Source organism: Bordetella petrii (assembly GCF_017356245.1).
GTDB lineage: Bacteria > Pseudomonadota > Gammaproteobacteria > Burkholderiales > Burkholderiaceae_B > Bordetella_A > Bordetella_A petrii_D.
Window position 1 is genome coordinate 3644777 of sequence record NZ_JAFMZZ010000001.1, and the last position, 23386, is coordinate 3668162.

Sequence of the window (23386 nt, forward strand, 5' to 3'; positions counted from 1 at the left end):
TCAGACACCTGGCAATACCGCCTACGCGTTCAGCACGCGCACTGGCTGGCCTGCCATCCAGGCTTTTACGGCCTCGAGCGCGCTGCGGTAGAACGCGGTGAAGTTCTCGGGGCTGACATAGCCCAGGTGCGGCGTCAGCACCACGTTGTCGAGCGCCCGCAGCGTGTCGGTGGGCGGCAGCGGCTCTTCGGCGTAGACATCCAGGCCGGCGCCGGCGATGCGCCCCTTGCGCAGGGCGTCCAGCAGCGCGGGCTGGTCCACCAGCCCGGCGCGCGAGGTGTTCACCAGGAAGGCCGTGGGCTTCATGGCGGCCAGCGCGGCGGCGTCCACCACATTGCGCGTACGGTCGCTGAGGATCAGGTGCACGCTGATGACATCGGCATTGGCGAACAGTTCGTGCTTGGGCACGAATTCCACGCCCGCGGCCTCGGCCCGCTCGGCCGTCAGGTTGGGGCTCCAGGCCTGCACCTGCATGCCGAAGGCCTTGCCCACCTGGGCCACCGCCGTGCCCAGCTTGCCCAACCCCAGCACGCCCAGGCACTTGCCGGCCAGCGGCTGCGGCATGCCGGTTTGCCACAGCCCGCGGCGCATGTTGGCGTCTTCGGTGACCAGGTTCTTGAACAACGCCAGGATGTGCGCCCAGGCCAGTTCGGCCGTGGCGGTGTTGGCATCGGCGCTGCCCGGCGCTCCGCACACCACGATGCCCTGGCGCGTGCAGGCGTCCATGTCGATGGCCAGGTTGCGCAGGCCGGTGGTGACCAGCAGGCGCAGCCTGGGCAAGGCCTCGACCAGCTGCGCCGGAAACGGCGTGCGCTCGCGCATGGCCACGATGACATCAAACGGTTGCAGGGCGCCGGCGCGCTCGCCTTCGGGCAGGTAATCGCGAAACGACTGCACCTGGACCCGCGGGCCCAGCGCGGCCCAGTCGGCGTAGCGCTCGGCCACGCCGTGGTAGTCGTCGAGCAGGGCAACCTTGATGACATCGGTGTTCATGAAGAGGCTCCGGTCATTGGCCCAGGCGGGCCTGGATCATTTCGAGCGGGGCGGCGCCATTCAGGCGGGTGCCGTCCTGGAAGAAGATCGCGGGGGTGCCGCGCACCATCAGCTTCTGGCCCAGCGCCAGCACCTGCTGGATGGGCGCGTCGCACTCGGCGGTGGCCGGCGCCTTGCCGCGCTGCATCCAGTCTTCCCAGGCCTGGGCGGGATCTTTGGCGCACCAGACATCGCGCGACTTGGTTTTCGAATCGGGCGCCAGGATGGGATACAGGAAGGTGTAGATGGTGAGATTGCTCTCGTTCTGCAGCGTCTTGTGCAATTGCTTGCAGTAGCCGCAGTTGGGGTCTTCGAAGATGGCCATCTTGCGCGAGCCATCGCCGCGCACCTGCTTGACGGCCAGGTCGAGCGGCAGCTGGTCGAAGGAGACCGAGCCGAGTTTTTCCTGGCGTTCGCGGGTGACGTCGCGGCGCGTCATGGCGTCGATGAGCGGGCCCTCCATGACCCAGGTGACCTTTTCATCGGTATAGACCAGGTCGCCGCCCAGCTGGACTTCGAAAATGCCATAGGGCGTGCGGCGCACGGCGGTCACGCTGAGTTCGGTGAAGCGCTGCGCGAAGCGTTCCTTGACGGCCTGGGCAGCCGGATCGGACACCGATTCGGTGGAATACGACTTGCCGGCCGGCGCCTTCGAGCCTGGCACCGTGGAATAGACCTGGTCTTGCCTGGCGGGCGCCTGCTGGGCCCAGGCGCCCCATGCCAGGGCAAGCCCCGCCACGCACAGCGCGCGGGCCAACAGGGCGGAAAAGCGGAAATTCATCAGTGCTCCTTGGGGCGGGCTAGTTGCGCGAGGCCCCGTCGATCAAGTGGCGTTTCAGGAAAGGGGAAGCGTCGACCCATTGCATGCCGGCATTGCGCAGCCAGGCCAGCGGCGCGGCACGTGTGCCGAACAGACGATACAGGCCATCGGTGGCCAGGCGCATGGCGAATACCGATTCGGCGCGGGCCCGTTGATAGCGGCGCAGCACGCGGGCATCGCCGGCCGTGCGGTAGGGTTCGCGGCCGGCCACCGCGCGGGCCAGGGCTTCGACATCGCCCAGGCCCAGATTGAGCCCCTGCCCGGCCAGCGGGTGCACGCGATGCGCCGCATCGCCCGCCAGCGCGATGCCGGGGGCCGTCATGCGGGCCTGGTCGAGGGTAAGCGGAAAGCCGTGCAGCTTGCTGCGCATGCGCAACCGGCCCAGGCGCCCCTGGGCGGCATGCGCCAGCAGCTGCTCGAGCTGCGCCGCCTGGGCCTCGGGGGCCAGGGCCTGCAAGGACTGGGCCTGCGCGTTGCGCATGGACCAGACCATCGACACCTGCGGCCCGGCCGAAGTATCGGGCAGGGGCAGCAGGGCCAGCACGCCGTCGTCGCGGAACCACTGGAAGGCGGTGCCATGATGCGCGAGCTCGGCGTCCAGGTGCGCCACCAGGCCGGTGTCCTGGTAGGGCACCGAGGTATGCGGGATGCCGGCGGCCGTGCGCAGCGGCGAGGCCGCGCCATCGGCGCCGACGAACAGTTCGGCCCGCAACCATTCGCCCGAGCTGGTTTCCACCGCGCCATCGCGATAGCCCACGCAGCGTTCGGGCAGCCAGGGAATGCCGAACATGCGCACGGCCTGCATCAGCACGCGTTCGATTTCGCCGGACTCGACGATCCAGGCCAGCTGCGGCTGGGCGGCCTGCCAGGCGGTCAGGTCGACCCGGCCATCGGCGTCGCCGTGGATTTCCATGGCCTGCACGGGCATGATGCGCGCCGCGGGCATGGCATCCCAGACACCCAGCTCGGCCAGAAAGCGCTGGCTGGCCGGCGAAATGGCGTAGACCCTCGGGTGGTAGGCGTCGGGATCGGCGGCGGGCACGGTGGCGGCGGGCGCCAGCAGGGCCACCCGCTGCCCGCGCCGCGCCAGGGCCAGCGCGCTGGCCAGGCCGACGATGCCGGCTCCGCAGACGACGATCTGGTGAGTCATCGCGCGCTGGGCTCCCCGGCCTGCTTGGGCCACAGCACCCACATCTGGCCGCGCTGCTTCATGCGGCCGGCCAGGGCGCCGGCCTCTTCGCCATAGCCCCAGTAGAAGTCGGCACGCGCCGCGCCGCGGATGGCCGTGCCCGTGTCCTGGGCGAACACCAGGCGCTGCAGCGGCCGGTCGGATGCCGGCCAGGTGGTGGCCAGGTACACGGGCGTGCCCAGCGGCACGAAACCGGTATCCACGGCAATGGCGCGGCGCGGCGCCAGCGGAATGCCGTAGGCGCCCTTGGGCCCCAGTTCGGGATCGACCACGGCCTCTTCGCGGAAGAACACCACGGCCGGATTGGCGTTGAGCATTTCGGGCACCCGGCCCGGGTTGCGCTGCGCCCAGGCGCGGATGTTCTGCATCGAGGCCTGGTCGGCGCGCAGCTCGCCCTGCGCGATCAGCCAGCGGCCGATCGATGCATACGGCTGGCCGTTGTGGTCGGCGTAGGCCAACCGGATGGTGGTGCCGGCGTCGGGGCCGTCGGTCAAGAGCACGCGGCCCGAGCCCTGCACCTGCAGGAAGAAGTTGTCGACCGGGTTGTCGATCCAGACGATGGCCGGCGGCCGCTGGCCCGAGGATTCGATGGCGGCGCGGGTGTCGTACGGCACTACGCGCTTGCCCACCAGCTTGCCGCGCACCCGCTTGCCCGCCAGTTCGGGATACACCGCCCCCAGGTCGATGGTGAGCAGGTCGTCGGGCACGGCATACAGCGGCCATTGGTAGGCCCCGCCCTGCCGGCGCGAGCCGCGCACCAGCGGTTCGTAATAGCCGGTGACCGTATTGGCGGCCGGACGGTTGTCGGCGCCGTTCAGGCGCCACGGCTGCAGGTATGTTTGCAGGAACTGGCGCACGGCGGCGGCGTCGGCGGGCGCGCGGGCGGGGTCGGCCGCCGCCGCGCAGACCGGCTGCCAGGCGCGCGGCGTGGCGCGCGCCGGCGCCGCCAGGTTGCCGCTGGTGGGCCGCATCAGGCCCTTGCAATTGCGGATGAACAGCGGCCAGAACTGCGACAGGTCGTCGCCCGACCAGCCCGGCAGGTCGGCCCAATTGGCCCGCTGGAAGCGGCCGCCCAGCGTGCGCGCGGGGGTGTCGCGCAGGGCCGACAGCGGCGGCACCACCAGCGGCCCCGTGACGGAGGGCGCGGCGGCGCCGGGCTGGCCCGGCTGCCCGGACTCGGGCGGGACTTCGGACAGGCTGCATGCCGCCAGCAGCGGCGGCAGGCACAACAGGCTAAGGAAACGCTTCATAAACCGTGACAGGGAAAAAGCGGCATGCCGGGCATCAGTGCAGGGTGCGCGGCATGGCCAGCAGGAATTCGGTAATGGGCACCTCGAACGGGATGCCGTTCTCGCCCACGCAATGGTAAGTGCCGCGCATGGTGCCCACAGGCGTGTTCAGCGGACAGCCGCTGGTGTATTCGAAGGTTTCGCCGGGCGCCAGCAGCGGCTGCTGGCCCACCACGCCCAGGCCGCGCACTTCCTGGACGCGCTGGTTGCCGTCGGTGATGATCCAGTGGCGGCTGATGACCTGCGCGGGATGCTCGCCCGTATTGGTGATGCGCACGGTATAGGCGAACACATACTGCTGTTCGGCGGGATCGGACTGCTCGGGCACGAAGCGCGGAGCGACGGTGACGGTCAGGTCGTACGGTTTCAAGGGCCTTTCCCGGTGGGCACTGGGCGGTTGAGCGGCGTGCCGCGCGGCCGGCGGGGCCGGGCCAGGCGGCATTCAGGTGCGGCAAACTACAATAATGGCACATTATGCCCGCGGAAACCCCGATCATCATGCCCACTGCAGCCCCGGCCGCCACCCGCATCGCCCCCAGCATCCTGTCCGCGGACTTCGCCCGCCTGGGCGAAGAGGTGCGCAACGTCGTCGCCGCCGGCGCCGACTGGATCCATTTCGACGTCATGGACAACCATTACGTGCCCAATCTGACCATCGGGCCGATGGTATGCGCCGCGATCCGGCCGCACGTGCAGGTGCCCATCGACGTGCACCTGATGGTCGAGCCGGTGGACGAACTGGTGCCGCAATTCGCCAAGGCGGGCGCCAACATCATTACCTTCCACCCCGAGGCCTCGCGCCACGTGCATCGCACCCTGTCGCTGATCCGCGACCACGGCTGCAAGGCCGGGCTGGCATTCAACCCGGCCAGCCCGCTCGACGCCATGGATCACGTCATGGACCTGCTGGACGTGGTGCTGCTGATGTCGGTGAACCCGGGCTTCGGCGGCCAGAGCTTCATTCCGGCCACGCTGCACAAGCTGCGCGACGCCCGCGCGCGCATCGACCGCTGGATGCAGGCGGGCGGCCAGCCCATCCTGCTCGAGGTCGACGGCGGCGTCAAAGTCGACAATATCGCGCAGATCCGTGCGGCGGGCGCCGACACGTTCGTGGCCGGCTCGGCCATTTTCGGCCAGCCCGACTACGCGGCGGTCATCCAGTCCTTGCGCGGCGAGATCGCCAAGGCCGGAACCCTGTCCGCCTGAGGCCCCCATGACCGCTTTCCACGCCGTGCTGCTCGACCTGGACGGAACCCTGCTCGACTCCATTCCCGACCTGGCCCACGCGGCCAACGCCATGCGCATCGAACTCGGCATGACGGCCCTGCGCGAAGAAGTGGTGGCCACGTTCGTAGGCAAGGGGGTCGACAACCTGGTGCGCCGCGCCCTGGCCGGCTCGCTGCACGACGCCGACCCCGATCCGGCCCTGTTCGCCCGGGGGCGCGAATCGTTCTACCGGCACTACCACCTGGTCAACGGCGACAAGGCCACTGTGTTCGACGGCGTGATCGACGGGCTGAAAGCCATGCGCGACCAGGGCCTGAAGCTGGCCGTGGTTACCAACAAGCCCACGGAATTCACCCTGCCCCTGCTGCAGCGCACCGGCCTGGCCGGCTTTTTCCAGGAAGTGGTGTGCGGCGACACCTGCGCGCGCCGCAAGCCCGACCCCGACCAGATGCTGTACGTGTGCGAGCGCCTGGGCGTGTCTCCGGCCCAGGCGGTGGCCATCGGCGACTCCATCAACGACGCCCAGGCGGGCCGCGCCGCGGGCGTGCATGTGCTGGCCGTCCCGTACGGTTACAACGAAGGCCAGGACGTGCACGGACTGGATGTCGATGGTATAGTTGGCAACATTGCCGAAGCGGCCCGGTGGATTGCCCTCTGGAACGCCGACCGGCAATTTTCTTCATTGCACAAACCCGTCAAATGAACGCTCGCCCCTTGAACCAAATGCGCAACGCCTCGTGGCGTTGGTGGCGTTTGTCTTCCGGGTGGCGATGATTCCCTTCCCGGCCCTGGACGCATCTGCCGCCTAGTGCCGAAGCTGTATGAAAAACAGCGCCAAAGCCCGGAACCGCAACTGGACCGGGCTTTTTTGTTGTGTGCCTGGTCCGTAGACCCAAAAAACCCACGAGACCCACATGACCGAAATCGAATTCAACGCACTGGCCGCCCAGGGGTACAACCGCATTCCGCTGGTAGCCGAGACCTACGCCGACCTGGACACGCCGCTGGCCATCTACCTGAAGCTGGCCCACAGCGGCCCGCAGGGCGGCCGCATGAGCTGCCTGATGGAGTCGGTGGTGGGCGGCGAACGCTTCGGCCGCTATTCGTTCATCGGCCTGCCGGCCCGCGTGGTGATCCGCGCCAGCGGCACCACCACCGAAGTGCTGCGCGATGGGCAGGTTGTCGAAACGCACGCCGGCGACCCCCTGGCATTCATCGAGCAGTACCAGGCCCGTTTCAAGGTGGCCCTGCGGCCCGGCATGCCGCGCTTCTGCGGCGGCCTGGCCGGCTACTTCGGCTACGACACCGTGCGGCACATCGAACCGCGCCTGGGGCCGGCGGTCAAGCCCTTTCCGGCGGGCATGGACGGCGGCACGCCCGACATCATGCTGATGCACGTCGATGAACTGGTCATCGTCGACAACCTGGCCGGCCGCACCTACCTGATGGTGTATGCCGACCCCACCCAGCCCGAAGCGTACAGCCGCGCCCAGCGCCGCCTGCTGGAGCTGCGCGGCCGCCTGCGCCGCCCGGTGGACATTCCGTACAGCCACGCCAGCATGCAGACCGACGAGCAGCGTGACTTCAAGAAAGAAGACTACCTGGCCGCCGTGCGCCGGGCCAAGGAATACATCGCCGCCGGCGACCTGATGCAGGTGCAGGTGGGCCAGGTGATTTCCAAGCCGTTCCGCGACGCCCCGCTGTCGCTGTACCGCGCGCTGCGCTCGCTGAACCCGTCGCCCTACATGTACTTCTGGAATTTCGGCGACTTCCAGGTGGTGGGCTCGTCGCCCGAGATCCTGGTGCGCCAGGAACAGGTCAACGACAACGGCGCGGCCAAGTCGCAGGTCACCATCCGCCCCCTGGCCGGCACGCGCAAGCGCGGCTCGACGCCCGAGCAGGACCTGGCCCTGGCCGAAGAACTGCGCGCCGACCCCAAGGAAATCGCCGAGCACGTGATGCTGATCGACCTGGCGCGCAACGACGTGGGCCGGGTGGCCGAGGTGGGCTCGGTGAAGGTTACCGACACCATGACCATCGAGCGCTATTCCCATGTCATGCACCTGGTGTCGAACGTGGCCGGCAACCTGAATCCCGGCATGAGCAGCATGGACGTGCTGCGCGCGGCGTTCCCGGCCGGCACGCTGACCGGCGCCCCCAAGGTGCGGGCCATGGAAATCATCGACGAGCTCGAACCCGTGCGCCGCGGCATCTACGGCGGCGCGGCCGGCTACCTGAGCTACGGCGGCGAAATGGACGTGGCCATCGCCATCCGCACCGGCGTCATCAAGAACGGCATGCTGTATGTGCAGGCCGCCGCCGGCATCGTGGCCGACTCGAACCCCGAGCTCGAATGGGCCGAGACCGAGGCCAAGGCGCGCGCCGTGCTGCGCGCGGCCGAACAGGTGCAGCACGGCCTGGACGAGCCCATCTGAACCCGCCGTCCCGTACCGCCACCCCGAACCCAGCGACCGCGCAACCCATTTACGCAGGTGCCCCATGCTCTTGATGCTAGATAACTACGATTCTTTTACCTACAACCTGGTGCAGTACTTCGGCGAATTGGGCGAAGACGTGCGGGTGGCCCGCAACGACCAGATAACGCTGGATGAAATCGCCGCCCTGAAGCCCGACCGCATCTGCGTGTCGCCCGGCCCGTGCTCGCCGGCCGAGGCCGGCGTGTCGGTGGCGCTGATCCAGCGCTTTGCCGGCCAGGTGCCGATCCTGGGCGTGTGCCTGGGCCACCAGGCCATCGGCGCGGCCTATGGCGGCGATATCGTGCGCGCGCAGCAGATCATGCACGGCAAGACGGTGCGGATCACGCACCAGGGCACCGACGTCTTCGCCGGCCTGCCCTCGCCCTACACGGCGATCCGCTACAACTCGCTGACCATCGCGCCCGACACGCTGCCCGACTGCCTGGAAGTGACCGCCACGGCGCCCGACGGCGACATCATGGGCGTGCGCCACAAGACGCTGCCCCTGTACGGAGTACAGTTCCATCCCGAGTCCATGCTGAGCGAACACGGGCATGACCTGCTGCGCAATTTCCTGAATATCCGATAAAAAGGGGACAACACCATGACCATCGCGCCCGCCGAAGCCCTGACGCGCTGCATTGAGCACCGCGAGATTTTCCACGACGAAATGCTGCACCTGATGCGCATGCTGATGCGCGGCGAAATGTCGCCGCAGATTGCCAGCGCGCTGCTGATGGGGCTGCGCGTCAAGAAGGAAACCGTTGGCGAGATCACCGCGGCGGCGCAGGTCATGCGCGAGTTCGCCACCCCGGTCGTCACGCCCAATCCGCAAGACCTGCTGGACATGTGCGGCACCGGCGGCGACGGCAGCCACACGTTCAACATATCGACCACCGCCATGTTCGTGGCGGCCGCCGCCGGCGTGCCGATCGCCAAGCACGGCGGGCGCAGCGCGTCGTCGTCGTCGGGCAGCGCCGACGTGCTGGAAGCCCTGGGCGCCAACCTGGTGCTCAGCCCCGAACAGGTGGCCGAATGCATCCAGGCCACCGGCATCGGTTTCATGTTCGCCCCGGCCCACCACAGCGCCATGAAAAACGTCGCGCCGGTGCGCAAGGAACTGGGCGTGCGCACGATTTTCAACATCCTGGGGCCGCTGACCAATCCGGCCAATGCCGCCAACCAGCTGATGGGCGTGTTCCACCCCGACCTGGTCGGCATCCAGGTGCGCGTGCTGCAGCGACTGGGCTCGCGCCACGTGCTGATCGTGCACGGCAAAGACGGCATGGACGAGGCTTCGCTGGGCAGCGCCACCCTGGTGGGCGAACTGAAGGACGGCGAAATCCGCGAATACGAGATCCACCCTGAAGACTACGGCCTCTCGATGGTGTCTAATCGAGGCATCAAGGTGGCCAACCGCGAGGAATCGCGTGAACTTGTCATCCAGGCGCTGGACAATGTCGAAGGCGTCGCCCGCGACATCGTCGCCCTGAACGCGGGGCTGGCCATCTATGCTGGCAACAAGGCCGACACCATCGGCCAGGCCCTGTCGCTGGCCTTTGAAACGATTTCTAACGGCTCGGCCCGCGCCAAGCTGGAAGAGTTCTGCGCATATACCCGGAAATTCCAGAAATGAACGATATTCTTGCGAAGATCCTCGCCGTCAAGGCCGAGGAAGTCGCTACTGCCCGCCAGATGCGCAGCGAAGCCGAGCTGCTGCGCGAGGCGCAGGCCCGGCAGGACGTGCGCGGCTTCGCCCAGGCCATCGAAGACAGGATCGCCCAGGGCAAGGCCGGCGTCATCGCCGAAATCAAGAAAGCTTCGCCCTCGAAGGGCGTGCTGCGCGAAAACTTCGACCCCGCCGCCATCGCCGCCACCTACGCGGTGCATGGCGCGGCCTGCCTGTCGGTGCTGACCGACGTGCAGTTCTTCCAGGGCTCGCACGACAACCTGCGGCGCGCCCGCGCGGCCTGCCCGCTGCCGGTGCTGCGCAAGGACTTCGTCATCGATCCCTACCAGGTGATTTCGGCGCGGGCCATGGGGGCCGACTGCGTGCTGCTGATCGTGGCAGCCCTGGCGCCGGCCCAGCTGCGCGAACTGGAAACCCTGGCCATGGAGCTGGGCATGGACGTGCTGGTCGAGGTGCACGACGCCAAGGAACTGGACGTGGCTCTCAGCCTGAAGACGCCCCTGCTGGGCATCAACAACCGCAACCTGCGCACCTTCGAGACCAGCCTGCAGAACACGCTGGACCTGCTGCCGCAGATTCCGGCCGGCAAGCGCGTCGTCACCGAAAGCGGCATTCTGTCGTCCGACGACGTCAAGCTCATGCGCGGCCACCAGGTCGATGCCTTCCTGGTGGGCGAAGCCTTCATGCGCGCCGAAGACCCGGGGGTCGAACTGGCCCGCCTGATGGGCTGAAATGATGGTCCCGCCGCCGAAGCGCTGCGCGGTAAAACACTGACAGGAGAGCCGCCATGAAACCGCTACTGTCCCTGCTGTCGCTGATCGCCGCCGCGCTGCTGGTGGCCGGCTGCGCCAACGGCAACCATCAGCCCGGCCCGCCGCACCCGGGCGCGGTCAACCCGTACAGCAATGGCGGGTTCCATGACGCGGGGCCGAACTACCCCGACACCGGGCGCTAGGCGCGGCGCCTACCTGCCGCCCGACACGTCGATGAACGAGCCGGTGGTGTAGCTGGCTTCGTCCGAGGCGAACCACATCACGGCGGCGGCCACCTCCTGGGCGGTGCCGCCGCGCTGCATCGGAATGGAACCGGCCACCCGGTCGACGCGGCCCGGCTCGCCGCCGCTGGCATGCATCTCGGTGTAGATGGCGCCCGGCCGCACCGCGTTGACGCGGATGCCGTCGCCCGCCACTTCTTTCGACAGGCCGATGGTCAGGGTGTCCAGCGCGCCCTTGGAGGCGGCGTAATCCACATATTCGCCCGGCGACCCCAGCCGCGCCGCCATCGACGACACGTTGACGATGGCGCCGCCGCGTCCGCCATGGCGCGGCGCCATGCGGCGCACCGCCTCGCGGCAGCAGACCAGCGCGCCCACCACGTTGGTGGCCAGGATGCGCGACACCCGCGCGGCATCCATGTCTTCGACGCGCATCTGAGTGTCCAGCACGCCGGCATTGTTCACCAGCGCATCGACGCGGCCCAGCTCGCGATCGACAGTCTGGAACAGCTGCACGATCTGGGCCTCGTCGGCCACGTCGGCGGCAACGGCGATGGCCCGGCCGCCTTCGCCGTGGATGGCGCGCACGACTTCGTCGGCGGCATCGCGGCGCTGGCGATAGTTGACGCAGACCGCATAGCCGCGCTGCGCGGCCAGCCGGGCCACGGCCGCGCCTATGCCGCGGCTGGCGCCGGTGACGATCATGACTTTATCCGAGGACATGGCATGGTTCCTGAGAGTGGTTAGGGGGACGGCGCTACGCCTGCGCGGCGGGGCCGCGCGCCGCCCATTGCAGCGCATCTTCGAGGCGGTCGTTGCCCCAGAACATTTCACGCCCCACGATCAGGCTGGGCGCGCCGAAAATACCCAGTTCGCGCGCGCGGTCGACCTGCCGGCGCAGGGCTTCCTTGGTGCTTTCCTGGCGCGCCTGCGCGATCAGCGCCGGGCCGTCCAGCGCCAGGCGGTCCAGGATACCGCCCACCACGGCTTCATCCTGGATATCCAGGTCGTCGACGAAATTGGCGCGGAACACCGCCAGGCAGAAATCGCGCCCCCACGGCTGGTCTTGCCCCAGCAGGGCCACCCGCGCCGACAGCACGCTCATGCGCGGGAACTGGCTGGGCCGGCGGTAGCCCAGGCCGTACTTGTCGGCCAGGCGCGCGATGTCGCGCATCATGTAGGCGCCCTTGCCGGGAAACAGGCGGAACGGCGAGTCGTTCCAGCCCTGCGCCTGGAAAATCGGGCCCAGCAGGAACGGCCGCAGCGCCACGCCGACGCCGGCCTGGCGCGCCAGCGGTTCGACCCGTTCAATGGCCAGGTAGCTGTAGGGGCTGGCGAAGTCGAACCACATTTCGCAGGGCAAGGCAGAGGCATTCATGCAGGGGGCTCCAGGATGAAAGCGACCCGCGCGTCGGGCAGGCCGCTCAGGACAATATCGCGATTGCCGCGCAGTTGCACGGCGTCGCCCGCGCCGAGCACGTGGTCTTCGCGGCAGCGGTCTTCGGATATCCACACCGCGCCGGACTCGCACAGGATACGCAGGCCGCGGGCCCGCCTCAAGCGCACGGCGGCCCGGGCCGACAAGGCCAATGACATTCCCGTGATGCAATACAGGCGGATCGGGGCGCTGGCCATGCCGGCTCCTGGCTGCCGCGCGGCCGTCGGGCCACGCGTGAAGAAAACGTTTCGTGCAGCCCCATTGAACGCTGGAAGCGTATGATTGTTCAACCGATTTTCACGCCGCATTCGCATGCGCTGACAGAATGCCATACCCTTTATCGAAGCTGCCGCCGCTGGACCTCGTGCGCGGGTTCGTGGCCGTGGGGCGGCGCATGAGCATCACCGCCGCGGCGCAAGACCTGCACCTGACGCAATCCGCGGTCAGCCGCCAGATCCGCGCGCTTGAAGCGCACCTGGGCGTCGCGCTGTTGTCGCGCGGTTTCCGTTCAGTGTCGTTCACCTCTGAAGGCGCGCATCTGTTCCGCATGGCCGACCCCTGGCTGACGCAGCTGGGCGAACTGGCCGCGCAATGGCGGGCGCCCGAGCGCCGCACACCGGTGACGGTTACCACCACCATCGGCGTGGCCTCGCTGTGGCTGCTGCCGCGGCTGGGCGAGTTCCAGGCGGCGCATCCTGCCGTGGACGTGCGCGTGGCGGCCGACAACCGGGTGCTGGACATCGATCGCGACGGGGTCGACATCGCCATCCGCTACAGCCCGCGCGAAGCCGCGCCCGAGGGGGCGCTGTGGTTATTCGGCGAAGCCGTGGTGCCCGTGGCGCACCCCTCGCTGGGCGTTGCCCGGCTGGATGCCGGGGCGCTGGCCGGCCTGGTGCTGCTGGAATTCGACGACCCCACCCGCCCCTGGCTGCAATGGGCCGAATGGCTGCAGGCGCATGAGCTGGGCGGCGCCCGGCCCAAGGGCATGCTGCGCTTCAATCAATACGACCAGATTGTGCACGCGGCGCTGGCCGGCCACGGGGTGGCGCTGGGCCGGCGCGCGCTGATCGAGCCGCTGCTGGCGCAGCAGCGCCTGGTGGCCGTGGGTGATGTCCAGCAAAGCGCGGCGCGCCATGCGTACTGGATGATATGCAGTCCGCAGCCGCGTTCGCCCGAAGTACGCATCGTGGCCGCCTGGCTGGCAAGCCAGGCGCGCGCCACGGCGCACGTGCTGGGTTGATTCGCGCTATCCTCGACGCACTCTCGCTTGCCATGGAGCACCGACTCATGCGCTTTCCGGCCTGTTTCCCCTCGCGCGCACTGGGCGCGCTCAGCCTGTCCGCCGCGGCCCTGCTGGCCGGCGGCGCATCCCCCGCGCTGGCCACCGCGCCGGCCCAGACCGCGCAGGCCCCCGGGTTCCATCGCATGGCGCTGGGCGACTTCATCGTCACCGCGCTGTACGACGGCTACGTCGACCTGGACCCGGCCATTCTCAGCGGCGCCAGCGCCCAAGACATACAGGCATTGCTGGCCAGCATGTTCGTGCCCGTCGAACCCGGCATGCAGACCGCGGTCAACGGCTATGTGGTGCAGAACGGCAAGCAAGTCGTGCTGGTCGATACGGGCGCCGGGCCCTGCATGGGCCCCACGGCCGGCGGCCTGGCCGACAACCTGCGCGCCGCCGGCTTCCAGCCCGAACAAGTCGACGCCGTGCTGCTCACTCATTTGCACCCCGACCATGCCTGCGGACTGCTGACGCCCGAAGGCGCGGCGCTGTTTCCCAACGCCGATGTCTATGCCGCCCGCGCCGAGACCGATTTCTGGCTGAGCGCCGCCGTGGCGGCGCAGGCCCCTGCCGACGTCCAGCCCTTTTTCAAGATGTCGCGCGACGCGGCCGCGCCCTACCAGGCAACCGGCAAATTCCTGACCTACCAGCCCGGCGAAGCCCTGCTGCCGGGCGTGCGGGCCGTGCCCACGCCCGGCCACACGCCGGGCCATACCTCGTACCTGTTCACCTCGGGCCGGCGAAGCCTGCTGGTGTGGGGCGACATCGTGCACAGCCACGCCGTACAGTTTGCGCGGCCGGAAGTCGCCATCGAGTTCGACGTGGACAGCGCCCAGGCCGTCGCCAGCCGCAAGAAGATCTTCGCCGAGGCCGTGCGCGGCCAGCTATGGGTGGCCGGGGCGCACCTGCCTTTCCCGGGCCTGGGCCACGTGCGCGCCGATGGCCAGGGCTATGCCTGGGTACCGGCGGCATACGCGCCGTTGCGGCAGCGCCCGGCCCGGCCCTAGCCGGCCGGGCCTACCCGCCGTAGCGCTCGAACCAATCGAGCATGCGGCGCCAGGCGTCCTCGGCGGCGTCTTTGCGGTAACTGGGCCGGTAATCGGCATGGAAGCCGTGGGGCGCGTCTTTATACAGGCGGATCTGCGACTGCCGGGCGGCTTCCGAGCCCTTGCCCAGCGCATCGCGCATCTGTTCGACGTCGGCCACCGGGATGCCGGCATCGGCCTCGCCATACAGCCCCAGCACCGGCGCGGCCAGCTTGTCGACCAGCGCGATCGGGTCGGTCGGCTTGATGGGGCTGGTGGTGTTGCGCACGTGTCCGTACCACGCGGCGCCCGCGCGCAAGCCGGGATTGTGCGCGGCATACAGCCAGACGATGCGGCCGCCCCAGCAGAAGCCCGTGACCATCAGGCGCTTCGGGTCGCCGCCATGCCCGGCCGCCCACGCCGCGGTGGCGTCCAGGTCGGCCATGACCTGGTCGTCGGGCACCTTGTCGATGATCTCGGCGCGCAGCCGGGCGATCTCGGTGTACTTGGACGCGTCGCCCTGGCGCGCGAAGAGTTCGGGCGCGACGGCCAGGTAGCCGGCCTTGGCCAGCCGGCGGCACACGTCTTGTATGTATTCGTGCACGCCGAAGATTTCGTTGATGACCAGCACGGTGGGCAGCGCCTTGCCGCCCTGGGGCGCGGCGCGGTAGGCCGGCATGTTGCCGCCCTGCGCCGGAATCTGCACCGGGCCTGCGTCCAGCCCGGCGGACGGCGTGGTGATGGCGGTGGCCGCGGCCGCGTGGCCGGTGGCGGTGGTGAAGCCCGTGGCCAGGGCAGTAACCACGAACGCGCGCCGGTCCAGCCGCAAGGGCGGCAGCAGGCTGTCGAACTGCGAATCTCGGGACATGGGAGGTCTCCTTGGGGGATGGGCCGCCCGCGCGCGGCCGGAAACCATTATGCATCCGGCCGCATGTCCCGTCTTGGCGTTTTGTTTACTAGTTTTCGCGCTCCAGGCAGCGGTAGACCAGCCCCGCGATGATGGCGCCGGCGATCGGCGCGACCCAGAACAGCCACAGCTGCTCGAGCGCCCATCCGCCCACGAACAGGGCCGGGCCGGTAGAGCGGGCCGGGTTCACCGACGTATTGGTGACCGGGATGCTGATCAGGTGGATGAGCGTCAGCGCCAGGCCGATGGGGATGGGGGCGAAACCCGCCGGCGCGCGCTTTTCGCTGGAGCCCAGGATCACGAACAGGAAACCGAAGGTCAGCACGACCTCGCACACCAGCGCGGCGCTGAGGGCGTACTGGCCGGGGGAATGCTCGCCGTAGCCGTTGGCCGCGAAGCCGCTGGCGACCAGGTCGAAGCCCGGCTTGCCGCTGGCGATCCAGGCCAGCACCGCCGCCCCGATCACCGCGCCGATGACCTGCGCCACGGCGTACGGCACCACCTCGCGCATCGGGAACCGCCCTCCCACGGCCAGGCCCACGGTGACGGCCGGGTTGAAGTGCCCGCCGGAAATATGCCCCACCGCGAACGCCATGGTCAGGACCGTAAGGCCGAATGCCAGCGCAACCCCCACAAAGCCGACGCCCAATTCGGGAAAACCGGCGGCCAGTACCGCGGTTCCGCACCCGCCCAGAACCAGCCAGAAGGTGCCGATGAGTTCGGCCGTGCAACGCTTTGATAACGAAGACATGATGCTTTCTCCAGGGAAAAACCGCAGTGAGCGTATCGCAACCACATCAAGCACAAAGTGAAGCTTTGCAAAGAGCGCGGCGCCGCGGCGGGCGCCCGATATGCTGGGCGCCGTGCGCACCGATTACCATGGCGTTTTCCATTCTGCCCCCGACGCCATGCAAGAACCTGCCAGCCACCAACTGTCGATGACCATCCTGATGACGCCGGACATGGCGAACTTCGCGGGCAATGTCCACGGCGGCACTATTCTGAAGTATCTGGACCAAGTTGCCTACGCCTGTGCAAGCCGCTATGCCGGCCACTATGTCGTCACCCTGTCGGTCGACCAGGTGGTTTTCCGCCAGCCCATCCACGTGGGCGAACTGGTCACGTTCCTGGCGTCGGTGAATTACACCGGCCGCACCTCGATGGAAATCGGCATCAAGGTCATTACCGAAGACATCCGCCGCCAGATCGTGCGCCACGCCAACAGCTGCTATTTCACGATGGTGGCGGTGGACGACAACGGCCAGCCCACGGCCGTGCCGCAGCTGGCGCTGCGCACGCTGGAAGAAAGACAGCGGCATGAAGCCGCGTGCGAGCGCCGCGAACTGCGCCAGGCGATGGAAAAACACCACCAGGAAATCAAACAGCGGGTGCAGGACCCCTTGGCCGACCCGGCCGCATAACACGCATGGGCGGCCGTTGTTGCAGCTTCACAACGATCCGGGCCGCCAATTTCTCGGGATTTTCCCTAGTGTGTGTATTCAGGTCTGTGTAACGAAGCCGCGCCCGCGTGCTTTGCCGGGCTCGGGGCCGGGCGCGCGGCCATCCTGCCACCAAAGGCAGGTGTCCATCTGATGTACGTTTTTTTAATGAATTGCGGGACCGAATTTATCCAGCAATTTGATCAAAAGCGGCCCGATGCGGCGCAATTGTTCAAGGTGAACGGCAGATAAAGCCTGCAGCTTGGCCTCGGCCTGGGGCGTGAGCGCGACGCGCACGCGGCGGCCGTCGGCCGGGTCCACGGAACGCGCCACCATGTCCATGCGCACCAGCCGGCTGATGAGTTCGACGGCGCTGTGGTGCTTGATGCAGAGTTTTTCGGCGAGTTCGCCCACGGTAAGGGCCTGCGCCCCGCTGCCCTTGATGGTGAGCAAGGCCTGGTGCTGCTGCGGCGACAAGCCCTGGCCGTGGGCCTCGGCTTCGCTGAAAACGGTGAAGCACCGCAGCGCATAACGGAACTCGGCCAGGGTTGCGAAATCGGCCGGTTGCAATTCCCGCGTTTCGATATCGGCTCCCCGGATGGTTAGAGGATTCACCAACAGAATTCTAAACTACATCGTGCTACGATCCATTCGACTTGGACTTATGCGTGCTGGCGGTGCGCTGAGTGTCCGGACGCTTGCAGAACCCGATATGGCTCGCGCCGCCGTGCCATATTTTTTTTTATATGTTTCATGTCCAAGCCTCATGCGTCCTCCGGCACTGCGTCTCCGCCTTTCAGGTTCCACCAACCTGGCACGGCACAATACGGAGACCTTCTATGCAGCTAAAGAACAAGCAGGATTTCTGGTCAGGGGTGATGTTCACCCTGATCGGCCTGGGATTCGCGGTTGGGGCCACCCAATACAACATGGGCACTTCCGCCCGCATGGGCCCCGGCTACTTCCCTTTCTGGCTGGGCATCTGCCTGGCCATACTGGGCGCCACCGTCGCCTTCGGCGCGCTTTCTCCCAAGGCCACCGAAACCACGATCGAGAAATTCGATTTCAAGATCCTGTTCATCATCATCGGTTCCGTTGTGCTGTTCGGGATACTGCTGCGCCCGCTGGGTCTCTATCTGTCGCTGTTCCTGCTGGTGGTGGGAAGCAGCGTCGCCAGCTATGAATTCAGCTGGAAAGTTGCCGTCGCCAACGCGATTTTCCTGGTGGTGTTCTGCTGGCTGGCATTCATCAAGGGTCTGGGATTGATCTTCCCGCTGTGGCCTTCGTTTCTGGGCTTGAACTAAAACCAAGGGGAAGACAACATCATGGAATTGCTGGATCACCTCGCGCTCGGGTTCTCCGTCGCGTTCACCCCTGAAAACCTGCTGTATGCCCTGCTGGGTTGTATCCTGGGCACGCTGGTCGGGGTGCTGCCGGGCCTGGGGCCCGTGCCCACCATCGCGATGCTGCTGCCGATCACGTACGTGCTGCCCCCGGTGGCCGGCCTGATCATGCTGGCAGGCATCTATTACGGCACGCAGTACGGCGGCTCCACCACCGCCATCCTGGTCAACCTGCCAGGCGAGACATCAGCGGTGGTAACTGTGCTGGACGGGCACCAGATGGCGCGCAACGGACGAGCCGGGGCAGCCTTGTCGCTGGCCGCCGTCGGCTCGTTCTTCGCGGGCAGCGTCACCACCATGCTGATCGCCGCCTTCGCGCCCCCGCTGGCCGAAGTCGCGTTCAAGTTCGGCCCGGCCGAATACTTCTCGCTGATGACCCTGGGCCTGATCGGCGCCGTGGTGCTGGCCTCGGGCTCGCTGCCCAAGGCGATCTGCATGATCTTGCTGGGCCTGCTGCTGGGCATGGTGGGCACCGACGTCAACTCGGGCGTGGCCCGCTACGACTTCGGCATCCCCGAACTGCAGGACGGCATCGACTTCGCCATCGTGGCCATGGGCGTGTTCGGCTTTGCCGAAATCCTGTCCAACCTCGAACAGAAAGAAAACCGCNGGTGGTGAACTGCGCGGCGTAGTCGGCGTAGCGGCGCGGCATGCCGGCCAGGCCCAGGAAGTGCATCGGGAAGAACGTGACGTTGAACGAGATCAGCGTGGACCAGAAGTGCAGTTTGCCCAGCTTTTCGTTGTACATGCGGCCGGTCCATTTGGGCACCCAGTAGTAGGCGCCGGCAAACAGGGCGAACAGCGAGCCGGCCACCAGCACGTAGTGGAAGTGCGCCACCACGTAGTAGGTGTCGTGCACCTGGATGTCGATCGGGGCCACCGACAGGATCAGGCCGGTGAAGCCGCCCATGGTGAACACGAAGATGAAGCCCACCGCGAACAGCATGGGGGTTTCGAAAGTCATCGAGCCGCGCCACATGGTGGCGATCCAGTTGAATACCTTCACCCCGGTGGGGATGGAGATCAGCATGGTGGCGTACATGAAGTACAGCTGGCCGGTGACGGGCATGCCGGTGGTGAACATGTGGTGCGCCCACACGATGAACGACAGCACCGCGATGGCCGAGGTGGCGTACACCATGGACGCATAGCCGAACAGCTTCTTGCGGGCAAAGGCCGGCACGATGGCCGACACGATGCCGAAGGCCGGCAGGATCATGATGTAGACCTCGGGGTGCCCGAAGAACCAGAACACGTGCTGGTACAGCACCGGGTCGCCGCCGGCGGCGGCGTTGAAGAAGCCGGTGCCGAAGTGGCGGTCGGTAAGCACCATGGTGATGGCGGCGGCCAGCACGGGCATCACGGCGATCAGCAGGAAGGCGGTGATCAGCCAGGTCCAGCAGAACATCGGCATCTTCATCAGGGTCATGCCGGGCGCGCGCATGTTCAGGATGGTGACGATGACGTTGATGGCGCCCATGATGGACGAGGCGCCCATGATGTGGATGGCGAAGATGGCCAGGTCCATGCCGGGGCCCATTTGCGCCGACAGCGGGGCGTACAGGGTCCAGCCGGCCGCGGTGGCGCCGCCGGGCACGAAGAACGAGGTCGTCAGCATGATGGCGGCCACGGGCAGCAGCCAGAAGCTGAAGTTGTTCATGCGCGCGAAGGCCATGTCGGATGCGCCGATCTGCATCGGGATCATCCAGTTGGCGAAGCCCACGAACGACGGCATGATCGCGCCGAACACCATGATCAGGCCGTGCATGGTGGTGAACTGGTTGAACAGCTCGGGCTGGAAGAACTGCAGGCCGGGCTCGAACAGCTCGGTGCGCAGCAGCAGGGCCAGCGTGCCGCCTTCCAGCAGCATGATGAACGAGAAGATGAGGTACATCGTCCCGATATCTTTGTGGTTGGTGGCGAACAGCCAGCGGCGCCATCCGTGCGGGGCGTCGTGCCCGTGCGGGGCATCGTGGGTCAGAGTGTCCATGGCGCATCCTGAAGTTAGGGCGGGCTGGCGCTGGCGGCAGCAAACAATGTGCCGCGTCGCCCGGAGACCTGATCCATATATTGAGCGCCTATAGTCCTGACATCTTCCTGAACGTTGGCCGCCCGATGCCGGCGGTTTTACAACTTACCCCGGCACATCCGGCGTTTTTTGCGCCTGTGCCGCCGGGCGGCCGCGGCGGCGCAGGCGGGCTTCCAGCCCGGCATAGACCAGCAGCGCGGCGGCCAGCGGCGCAAGGTAATACAGGGCGCGATAGGCCAGCAGCGTTCCCAGCACCTGGGCTTGCGAGACTTCGGGCGCCAGCATGGCCACGAACACGGCTTCCAGCACGCCCACGCCGCCCGGTATGTGGACCAGCGCGCCGGCGATGCTGCTGAGCAGCAGGGCCGCCAGCACCAGCGTGTAGGACACCTGGCGTTCGAACAGCAGGTACAGGATGCCGGCAATGGCGCCCCAGCAGATCACGGCCAGCGCCGATTGCAGCAGGGCAATGCGCAAGCTCGGCAGCGGGATGTGGCGCCGGCCCAGGTGCAGGTGCCGGCGGCGCGACAGCGCGCACAGCGCCAGATAGCCCGCCGCGACGGCCAGCATGGCGGCGCCGGCCAGCTGCAGCGCGACAGGGCTCAGGTGCCAGGCCGCGGGTGCCTGGTGCACGGCGAACAGCACGCCGAACAGCCACAGGTAGCCCAGCCAGTTGGTGAAAATGCTCATCGCCAGCACTTTGGATATCACCGACAGCCGCAGCCCCAGCCGGCCGTACAGGCGAAAGCGCAGGCCCACGCCGCCGATCAGCGAGCCCAGGTTGACGTTGGTCGCATAGCTGACGAAGGCCACGGCCATGGTGGTGGCCGTGCCCAGCTTGTGCCCCGTGTAGGCGCGGCCGATCAGGTCGAAGGCGGTGTAGGCCAGGTAGGCCACCGGCACCAGGCAGGCGCTTTCCAGCAGCACCGGCACGGGCATGTCCCGCAGGACGCGCCATACTTCGTGCCATTGGACATCGCGCGCCAGCCGTGCCAGCAGCACGATGGCGGCCACCATGAACAGGCCCGTCCAGTAGCGCCGCGTGCGCTTCCAGAAGCGGCGCGCGCCGCGCCAGCCGGCAGAGGAAAACACGCGGCGCGGCTCAGTCATGCGGGCGCTCGTCGGTGGGCGCGGCGGGCTGGGGCGGATCGATGCGCTGCAGCCGCGGGCGGCGCGCCGGCAGGGTCGCGGCCCAGGCCGGAAAACGGTGCAGTACATGGAACACCGCCACCCCGAACCAGAGCCGGCGCAGTACGCGCTTCATGCCTTGCTGCGGCACGATGCGGCGGCAATGGTGCTGGATCAGCTGATCCAGCGAGGCGCGCAGTTCCGCGGTGAAGGCGCGGTCGCGCACGACCACATTGGCTTCCAGGTTCAGGGCCAGGCTGAGCGGATCCAGGTTGCTGGAACCGACCGTGGCCCATTCGTCGTCCACGCAGGCCACTTTGCCGTGCAGCGGCCGCTCGCAGTATTCATAGATGATCACGCCGGCCGACAGCAGGTAGTCGTACAGCGTGCGTGCCGCCAGTTTCGCGATCGGCATATCGGGCTCGCCCTGCAGCACCAGGCGCACGCGCACGCCGCGGCGGGCGGCGTTGCGCAAGTCGCGCAGCAGCCGGTAGCCGGGAAAGAAATAGGCATTGGCCACCGTGATGTCCTGCCGCGCGGTGCGGAATCCGGCCCGGTAATAGCGTTCGATGTCGGTGCTGTGGCGGTCGTTGTCGCGCGTGACGAACAGGGCCGCGCCTTCGCCCGTGGCGCCGTGGGCCGAGCCGGCGCGGCGCGGCCAGCGCCGCCGGCGCGCGCCGCGCACGGCATCATGGGCAAAGCGGCGGATATCTTCCACAACCGGCCCGCGCAGCTCGGCCGCGTAATCCTGCTTGGCTTCCGGCCCGAACTCGGCCAGGTGGTCGGCCGAATAATTGATGCCTCCCACGAAAGCCACCTGGCCGTCCACGACGGTTACCTTGCGGTGCATGCGATGCAGGGCGTTGACGCGGAAGCCGAATACCCTGGGGCGCGGATCGTACACATGGAAGCGCACGCCGGCCTCGGTCAGCCCGCCGATGAAGGCCTCGTCCAGGCAATCCGAGCCGTAGCCATCCACCGTCACATCCACCTCGACGCCGCGCCGGGCCGCCTCGATCAGCACCTGGCGCAGTTCCTGGCCGACCGGATCGTCGAACAGGATGAAAGTTTCCAGCAGGACTTCGCGCCGCGCCGCGCGGATGGCCTGGAACACGCTGGGAAAGAACGCTTCGCCGTTCTCCAGCAGGCGTACCGTGTTGCCCGGGCGCCAGGCGGCGGTCATAGCCGCACCTCGGCCGCCAGCGGCGCGTGGTCGGACAGGTGGCGCCAGACCCGCGCGGCCAGCGCCACCGGGCGCGCCGCCGCCACATCGCGCACATAAATGCGGTCCAGCGCCAGCAGCGGCCAGCGCGCGGGGTAGGTGCGCGGCTCGCGTCCCAGGGTGGCGCGGAACACATCGCGCATCGAGCAGGCCGCCAGCAGCGGGCTGGCGCGGCGGCGCCAGTCGTTGAAGTCGCCGCCAATCAGCACCGGCGCGTCGTCGCCGATGCGCCGCACCAGGGCGCACAGCTGCCCCAGCTGCGCGCGCCGGTGCGTTTCACGCAGGCCCAGGTGCACGCATACCGCGTGCAGGTCGCCGGGCAGGTCGGGATGGCGCACCGTGCAATGCAGTATGCCGCGGCTTTCGTGGTTGCCGACCGAGACATCGTGATTGTGGTGGGTGACGATGGGCCAGCGCGACAGCACGGCATTGCCATGGTCGCCGTCCGGGTAGACCGCGTTGCGCCCGTAGGCGAAATCGCTCCACAGGCTGTCGGCCAGGAATTCGTATTGCGAGGTGGCCGGCCACGCCGCCAGGCGCCGGGCATGGCGGTGGTGCGAGCCGATGACCTCTTGCAGGAACACGATGTCGGGTTCGGCGTCGCGCAGCGCGGCCTTCAATTCGTGCAGGATGAACCGCCGGTTGAAGATCGTGAAGCCTTTGTGGACGTTGACGGTCAGCAGCTTGACCATTGTGTCGCCGTGTTGCTTGGTGGGTTCCTGACCTGGCATGTGGCTTTCCGTAGGCATGGCCGGCGGGTGGTGCAAGCAGCGTGCCCAGGCCGCCGCGCCG

At 67.8% G+C, this 23386-nt stretch carries 25 protein-coding genes and 2 pseudogenes; 12 read left to right on the forward strand and 15 right to left on the reverse strand.

Going from position 1 to position 23386, the window contains the following annotated elements:
• Positions 1 to 21: 21 nt before the first annotated feature.
• The 5 genes from J2P76_RS17475 to apaG are packed head-to-tail and all read right to left on the reverse strand — an operon-like array spanning position 22 to position 4700.
• Positions 22 to 978, reverse strand: coding sequence for an NAD(P)-dependent oxidoreductase (locus tag J2P76_RS17475; RefSeq protein WP_207409246.1), 957 nt, complete (start codon positions 976 to 978; stop codon positions 22 to 24).
• Positions 979 to 1006: 28 nt separating this feature from the next.
• Positions 1007 to 1813 (reverse strand): DsbC family protein, encoded by an 807-nt coding sequence (locus J2P76_RS17480; RefSeq protein ID WP_207408939.1) that lies wholly within the window; start codon positions 1811 to 1813, stop codon positions 1007 to 1009.
• Positions 1814 to 1832: 19 nt separating this feature from the next.
• Complete coding sequence (locus J2P76_RS17485) at positions 1833 to 3002, reverse strand: UbiH/UbiF family hydroxylase (RefSeq protein WP_207408940.1); 1170 nt, start codon at positions 3000 to 3002, stop codon at positions 1833 to 1835.
• Entirely contained in the window at positions 2999 to 4291 is a 1293-nt protein-coding gene (mltA, locus tag J2P76_RS17490) for a murein transglycosylase A (protein WP_207408941.1), read from the reverse strand. The genes J2P76_RS17485 and mltA overlap by 4 nt, the downstream gene beginning before the upstream one ends.
• Before the next feature lie 34 nt (positions 4292 to 4325).
• On the reverse strand, positions 4326 to 4700 hold the full coding sequence (gene apaG / locus J2P76_RS17495; protein ID WP_207408942.1) for a Co2+/Mg2+ efflux protein ApaG: 375 nt from the start codon (positions 4698 to 4700) through the stop codon (positions 4326 to 4328).
• 104 nt (positions 4701 to 4804) lie between these two features.
• Here apaG and rpe point away from each other — a divergent pair, with 104 nt between their 5' ends.
• From rpe to J2P76_RS17530, 7 genes are all read left to right on the forward strand, one after another.
• Positions 4805 to 5536 (forward strand): ribulose-phosphate 3-epimerase, encoded by a 732-nt coding sequence (rpe, locus tag J2P76_RS17500; RefSeq protein ID WP_207408943.1) that lies wholly within the window; start codon positions 4805 to 4807, stop codon positions 5534 to 5536.
• Between the two features lie 7 nt (positions 5537 to 5543).
• Positions 5544 to 6260 carry a phosphoglycolate phosphatase gene (locus J2P76_RS17505; RefSeq protein ID WP_207408944.1) on the forward strand — a complete coding sequence of 239 codons (717 nt, stop codon included), beginning with the start codon at positions 5544 to 5546 and terminating at the stop codon, positions 6258 to 6260.
• A 211-nt stretch (positions 6261 to 6471) separates the two neighbouring features.
• Positions 6472 to 7992: an anthranilate synthase component I gene (trpE, locus tag J2P76_RS17510; RefSeq protein WP_207408945.1), complete on the forward strand. Its 1521-nt coding sequence runs from the start codon at positions 6472 to 6474 to the stop codon at positions 7990 to 7992.
• Positions 7993 to 8056: 64 nt separating this feature from the next.
• Positions 8057 to 8623: an aminodeoxychorismate/anthranilate synthase component II gene (locus tag J2P76_RS17515; protein WP_207408946.1), complete on the forward strand. Its 567-nt coding sequence runs from the start codon at positions 8057 to 8059 to the stop codon at positions 8621 to 8623.
• Positions 8624 to 8638: 15 nt separating this feature from the next.
• On the forward strand, positions 8639 to 9670 hold the full coding sequence (gene trpD, locus J2P76_RS17520) for an anthranilate phosphoribosyltransferase (protein WP_207408947.1): 1032 nt from the start codon (positions 8639 to 8641) through the stop codon (positions 9668 to 9670).
• A complete protein-coding gene (gene trpC / locus J2P76_RS17525) occupies positions 9667 to 10455 on the forward strand; it encodes an indole-3-glycerol phosphate synthase TrpC (RefSeq protein ID WP_207408948.1) in 789 nt (262 codons plus the stop codon). Before trpD ends, trpC begins: the two co-directional genes overlap by 4 nt.
• 56 nt (positions 10456 to 10511) lie before the next feature.
• Positions 10512 to 10679 (forward strand): hypothetical protein, encoded by a 168-nt coding sequence (locus J2P76_RS17530; RefSeq protein WP_207408949.1) that lies wholly within the window; start codon positions 10512 to 10514, stop codon positions 10677 to 10679.
• A 9-nt stretch (positions 10680 to 10688) separates the two neighbouring features.
• Here the strand turns inward: J2P76_RS17530 and J2P76_RS17535 are convergent, their stop codons facing one another.
• Genes J2P76_RS17535 through J2P76_RS17545 form a run of 3 tightly spaced genes read right to left on the reverse strand, consistent with a single transcriptional unit; the run spans position 10689 to position 12353 of the window.
• A complete protein-coding gene (locus J2P76_RS17535) occupies positions 10689 to 11441 on the reverse strand; it encodes an SDR family oxidoreductase (protein ID WP_207408950.1) in 753 nt (250 codons plus the stop codon).
• Positions 11442 to 11475: 34 nt separating this feature from the next.
• Positions 11476 to 12096, reverse strand: coding sequence for a 2-hydroxychromene-2-carboxylate isomerase (locus tag J2P76_RS17540; RefSeq protein WP_207408951.1), 621 nt, complete (start codon positions 12094 to 12096; stop codon positions 11476 to 11478).
• The gene (locus J2P76_RS17545; protein ID WP_242697400.1) at positions 12093 to 12353 is read right to left on the reverse strand and encodes a DUF2917 domain-containing protein; all 261 of its coding nucleotides are present in this window, start codon (positions 12351 to 12353) and stop codon (positions 12093 to 12095) included. The genes J2P76_RS17540 and J2P76_RS17545 overlap by 4 nt, the downstream gene beginning before the upstream one ends.
• Positions 12354 to 12481: 128 nt before the next feature.
• On the opposite strand from J2P76_RS17545, the gene J2P76_RS17550 reads away from it, so the two are divergent.
• Together J2P76_RS17550 and J2P76_RS17555 are read left to right on the forward strand one after the other, a co-directional pair.
• The gene (locus J2P76_RS17550) at positions 12482 to 13396 is read left to right on the forward strand and encodes a LysR substrate-binding domain-containing protein (RefSeq protein ID WP_207408952.1); all 915 of its coding nucleotides are present in this window, start codon (positions 12482 to 12484) and stop codon (positions 13394 to 13396) included.
• Positions 13397 to 13443: 47 nt separating this feature from the next.
• Positions 13444 to 14448: an MBL fold metallo-hydrolase gene (locus J2P76_RS17555; protein ID WP_207408953.1), complete on the forward strand. Its 1005-nt coding sequence runs from the start codon at positions 13444 to 13446 to the stop codon at positions 14446 to 14448.
• A 10-nt stretch (positions 14449 to 14458) separates the two neighbouring features.
• Here the strand turns inward: J2P76_RS17555 and J2P76_RS17560 are convergent, their stop codons facing one another.
• Entirely contained in the window at positions 14459 to 15334 is an 876-nt protein-coding gene (locus tag J2P76_RS17560) for a dienelactone hydrolase family protein (protein WP_207408954.1), read from the reverse strand.
• Positions 15335 to 15422: 88 nt separating this feature from the next.
• Complete coding sequence (gene aqpZ, locus J2P76_RS17565; protein WP_207408955.1) at positions 15423 to 16124, reverse strand: aquaporin Z; 702 nt, start codon at positions 16122 to 16124, stop codon at positions 15423 to 15425.
• 157 nt (positions 16125 to 16281) lie between these two features.
• Between aqpZ and J2P76_RS17570 the strand changes: the two genes are divergently transcribed.
• Positions 16282 to 16794, forward strand: a complete 513-nt coding sequence (locus J2P76_RS17570; protein WP_207409248.1) for an acyl-CoA thioesterase — start codon at positions 16282 to 16284, stop codon at positions 16792 to 16794.
• Between the two features lie 183 nt (positions 16795 to 16977).
• On the opposite strand, the gene J2P76_RS17575 is transcribed toward J2P76_RS17570, so the two are convergent.
• A complete protein-coding gene (locus tag J2P76_RS17575; RefSeq protein WP_347565329.1) occupies positions 16978 to 17427 on the reverse strand; it encodes a MarR family winged helix-turn-helix transcriptional regulator in 450 nt (149 codons plus the stop codon).
• 224 nt (positions 17428 to 17651) lie between these two features.
• Between J2P76_RS17575 and J2P76_RS17580 the strand changes: the two genes are divergently transcribed.
• Positions 17652 to 18116 carry a tripartite tricarboxylate transporter TctB family protein gene (locus J2P76_RS17580; protein WP_207408956.1) on the forward strand — a complete coding sequence of 155 codons (465 nt, stop codon included), beginning with the start codon at positions 17652 to 17654 and terminating at the stop codon, positions 18114 to 18116.
• A gap of 21 nt (positions 18117 to 18137) precedes the next feature.
• Positions 18138 to 18824: pseudogene (locus J2P76_RS17585) on the forward strand (tripartite tricarboxylate transporter permease); the annotation flags it as partial.
• Here J2P76_RS17585 and J2P76_RS17590 read toward each other — a convergent pair.
• The 4 genes and pseudogenes from J2P76_RS17590 to J2P76_RS17605 form a co-directional block, all read right to left on the reverse strand.
• A pseudogene (locus tag J2P76_RS17590) lies at positions 18784 to 20205 on the reverse strand (cytochrome c oxidase subunit I); the annotation flags it as partial. The pseudogenes J2P76_RS17585 and J2P76_RS17590 overlap by 41 nt on opposite strands.
• A gap of 144 nt (positions 20206 to 20349) precedes the next feature.
• Entirely contained in the window at positions 20350 to 21354 is a 1005-nt protein-coding gene (locus tag J2P76_RS17595; RefSeq protein WP_207408957.1) for a lysylphosphatidylglycerol synthase domain-containing protein, read from the reverse strand.
• Positions 21347 to 22555, reverse strand: a complete 1209-nt coding sequence (clsB, locus tag J2P76_RS17600; protein WP_207408958.1) for a cardiolipin synthase ClsB — start codon at positions 22553 to 22555, stop codon at positions 21347 to 21349. The genes J2P76_RS17595 and clsB overlap by 8 nt, the downstream gene beginning before the upstream one ends.
• Positions 22552 to 23325, reverse strand: coding sequence for an endonuclease/exonuclease/phosphatase family protein (locus tag J2P76_RS17605; RefSeq protein WP_242697401.1), 774 nt, complete (start codon positions 23323 to 23325; stop codon positions 22552 to 22554). Before J2P76_RS17605 ends, clsB begins: the two co-directional genes overlap by 4 nt.
• Positions 23326 to 23386: the final 61 nt, after the last annotated feature.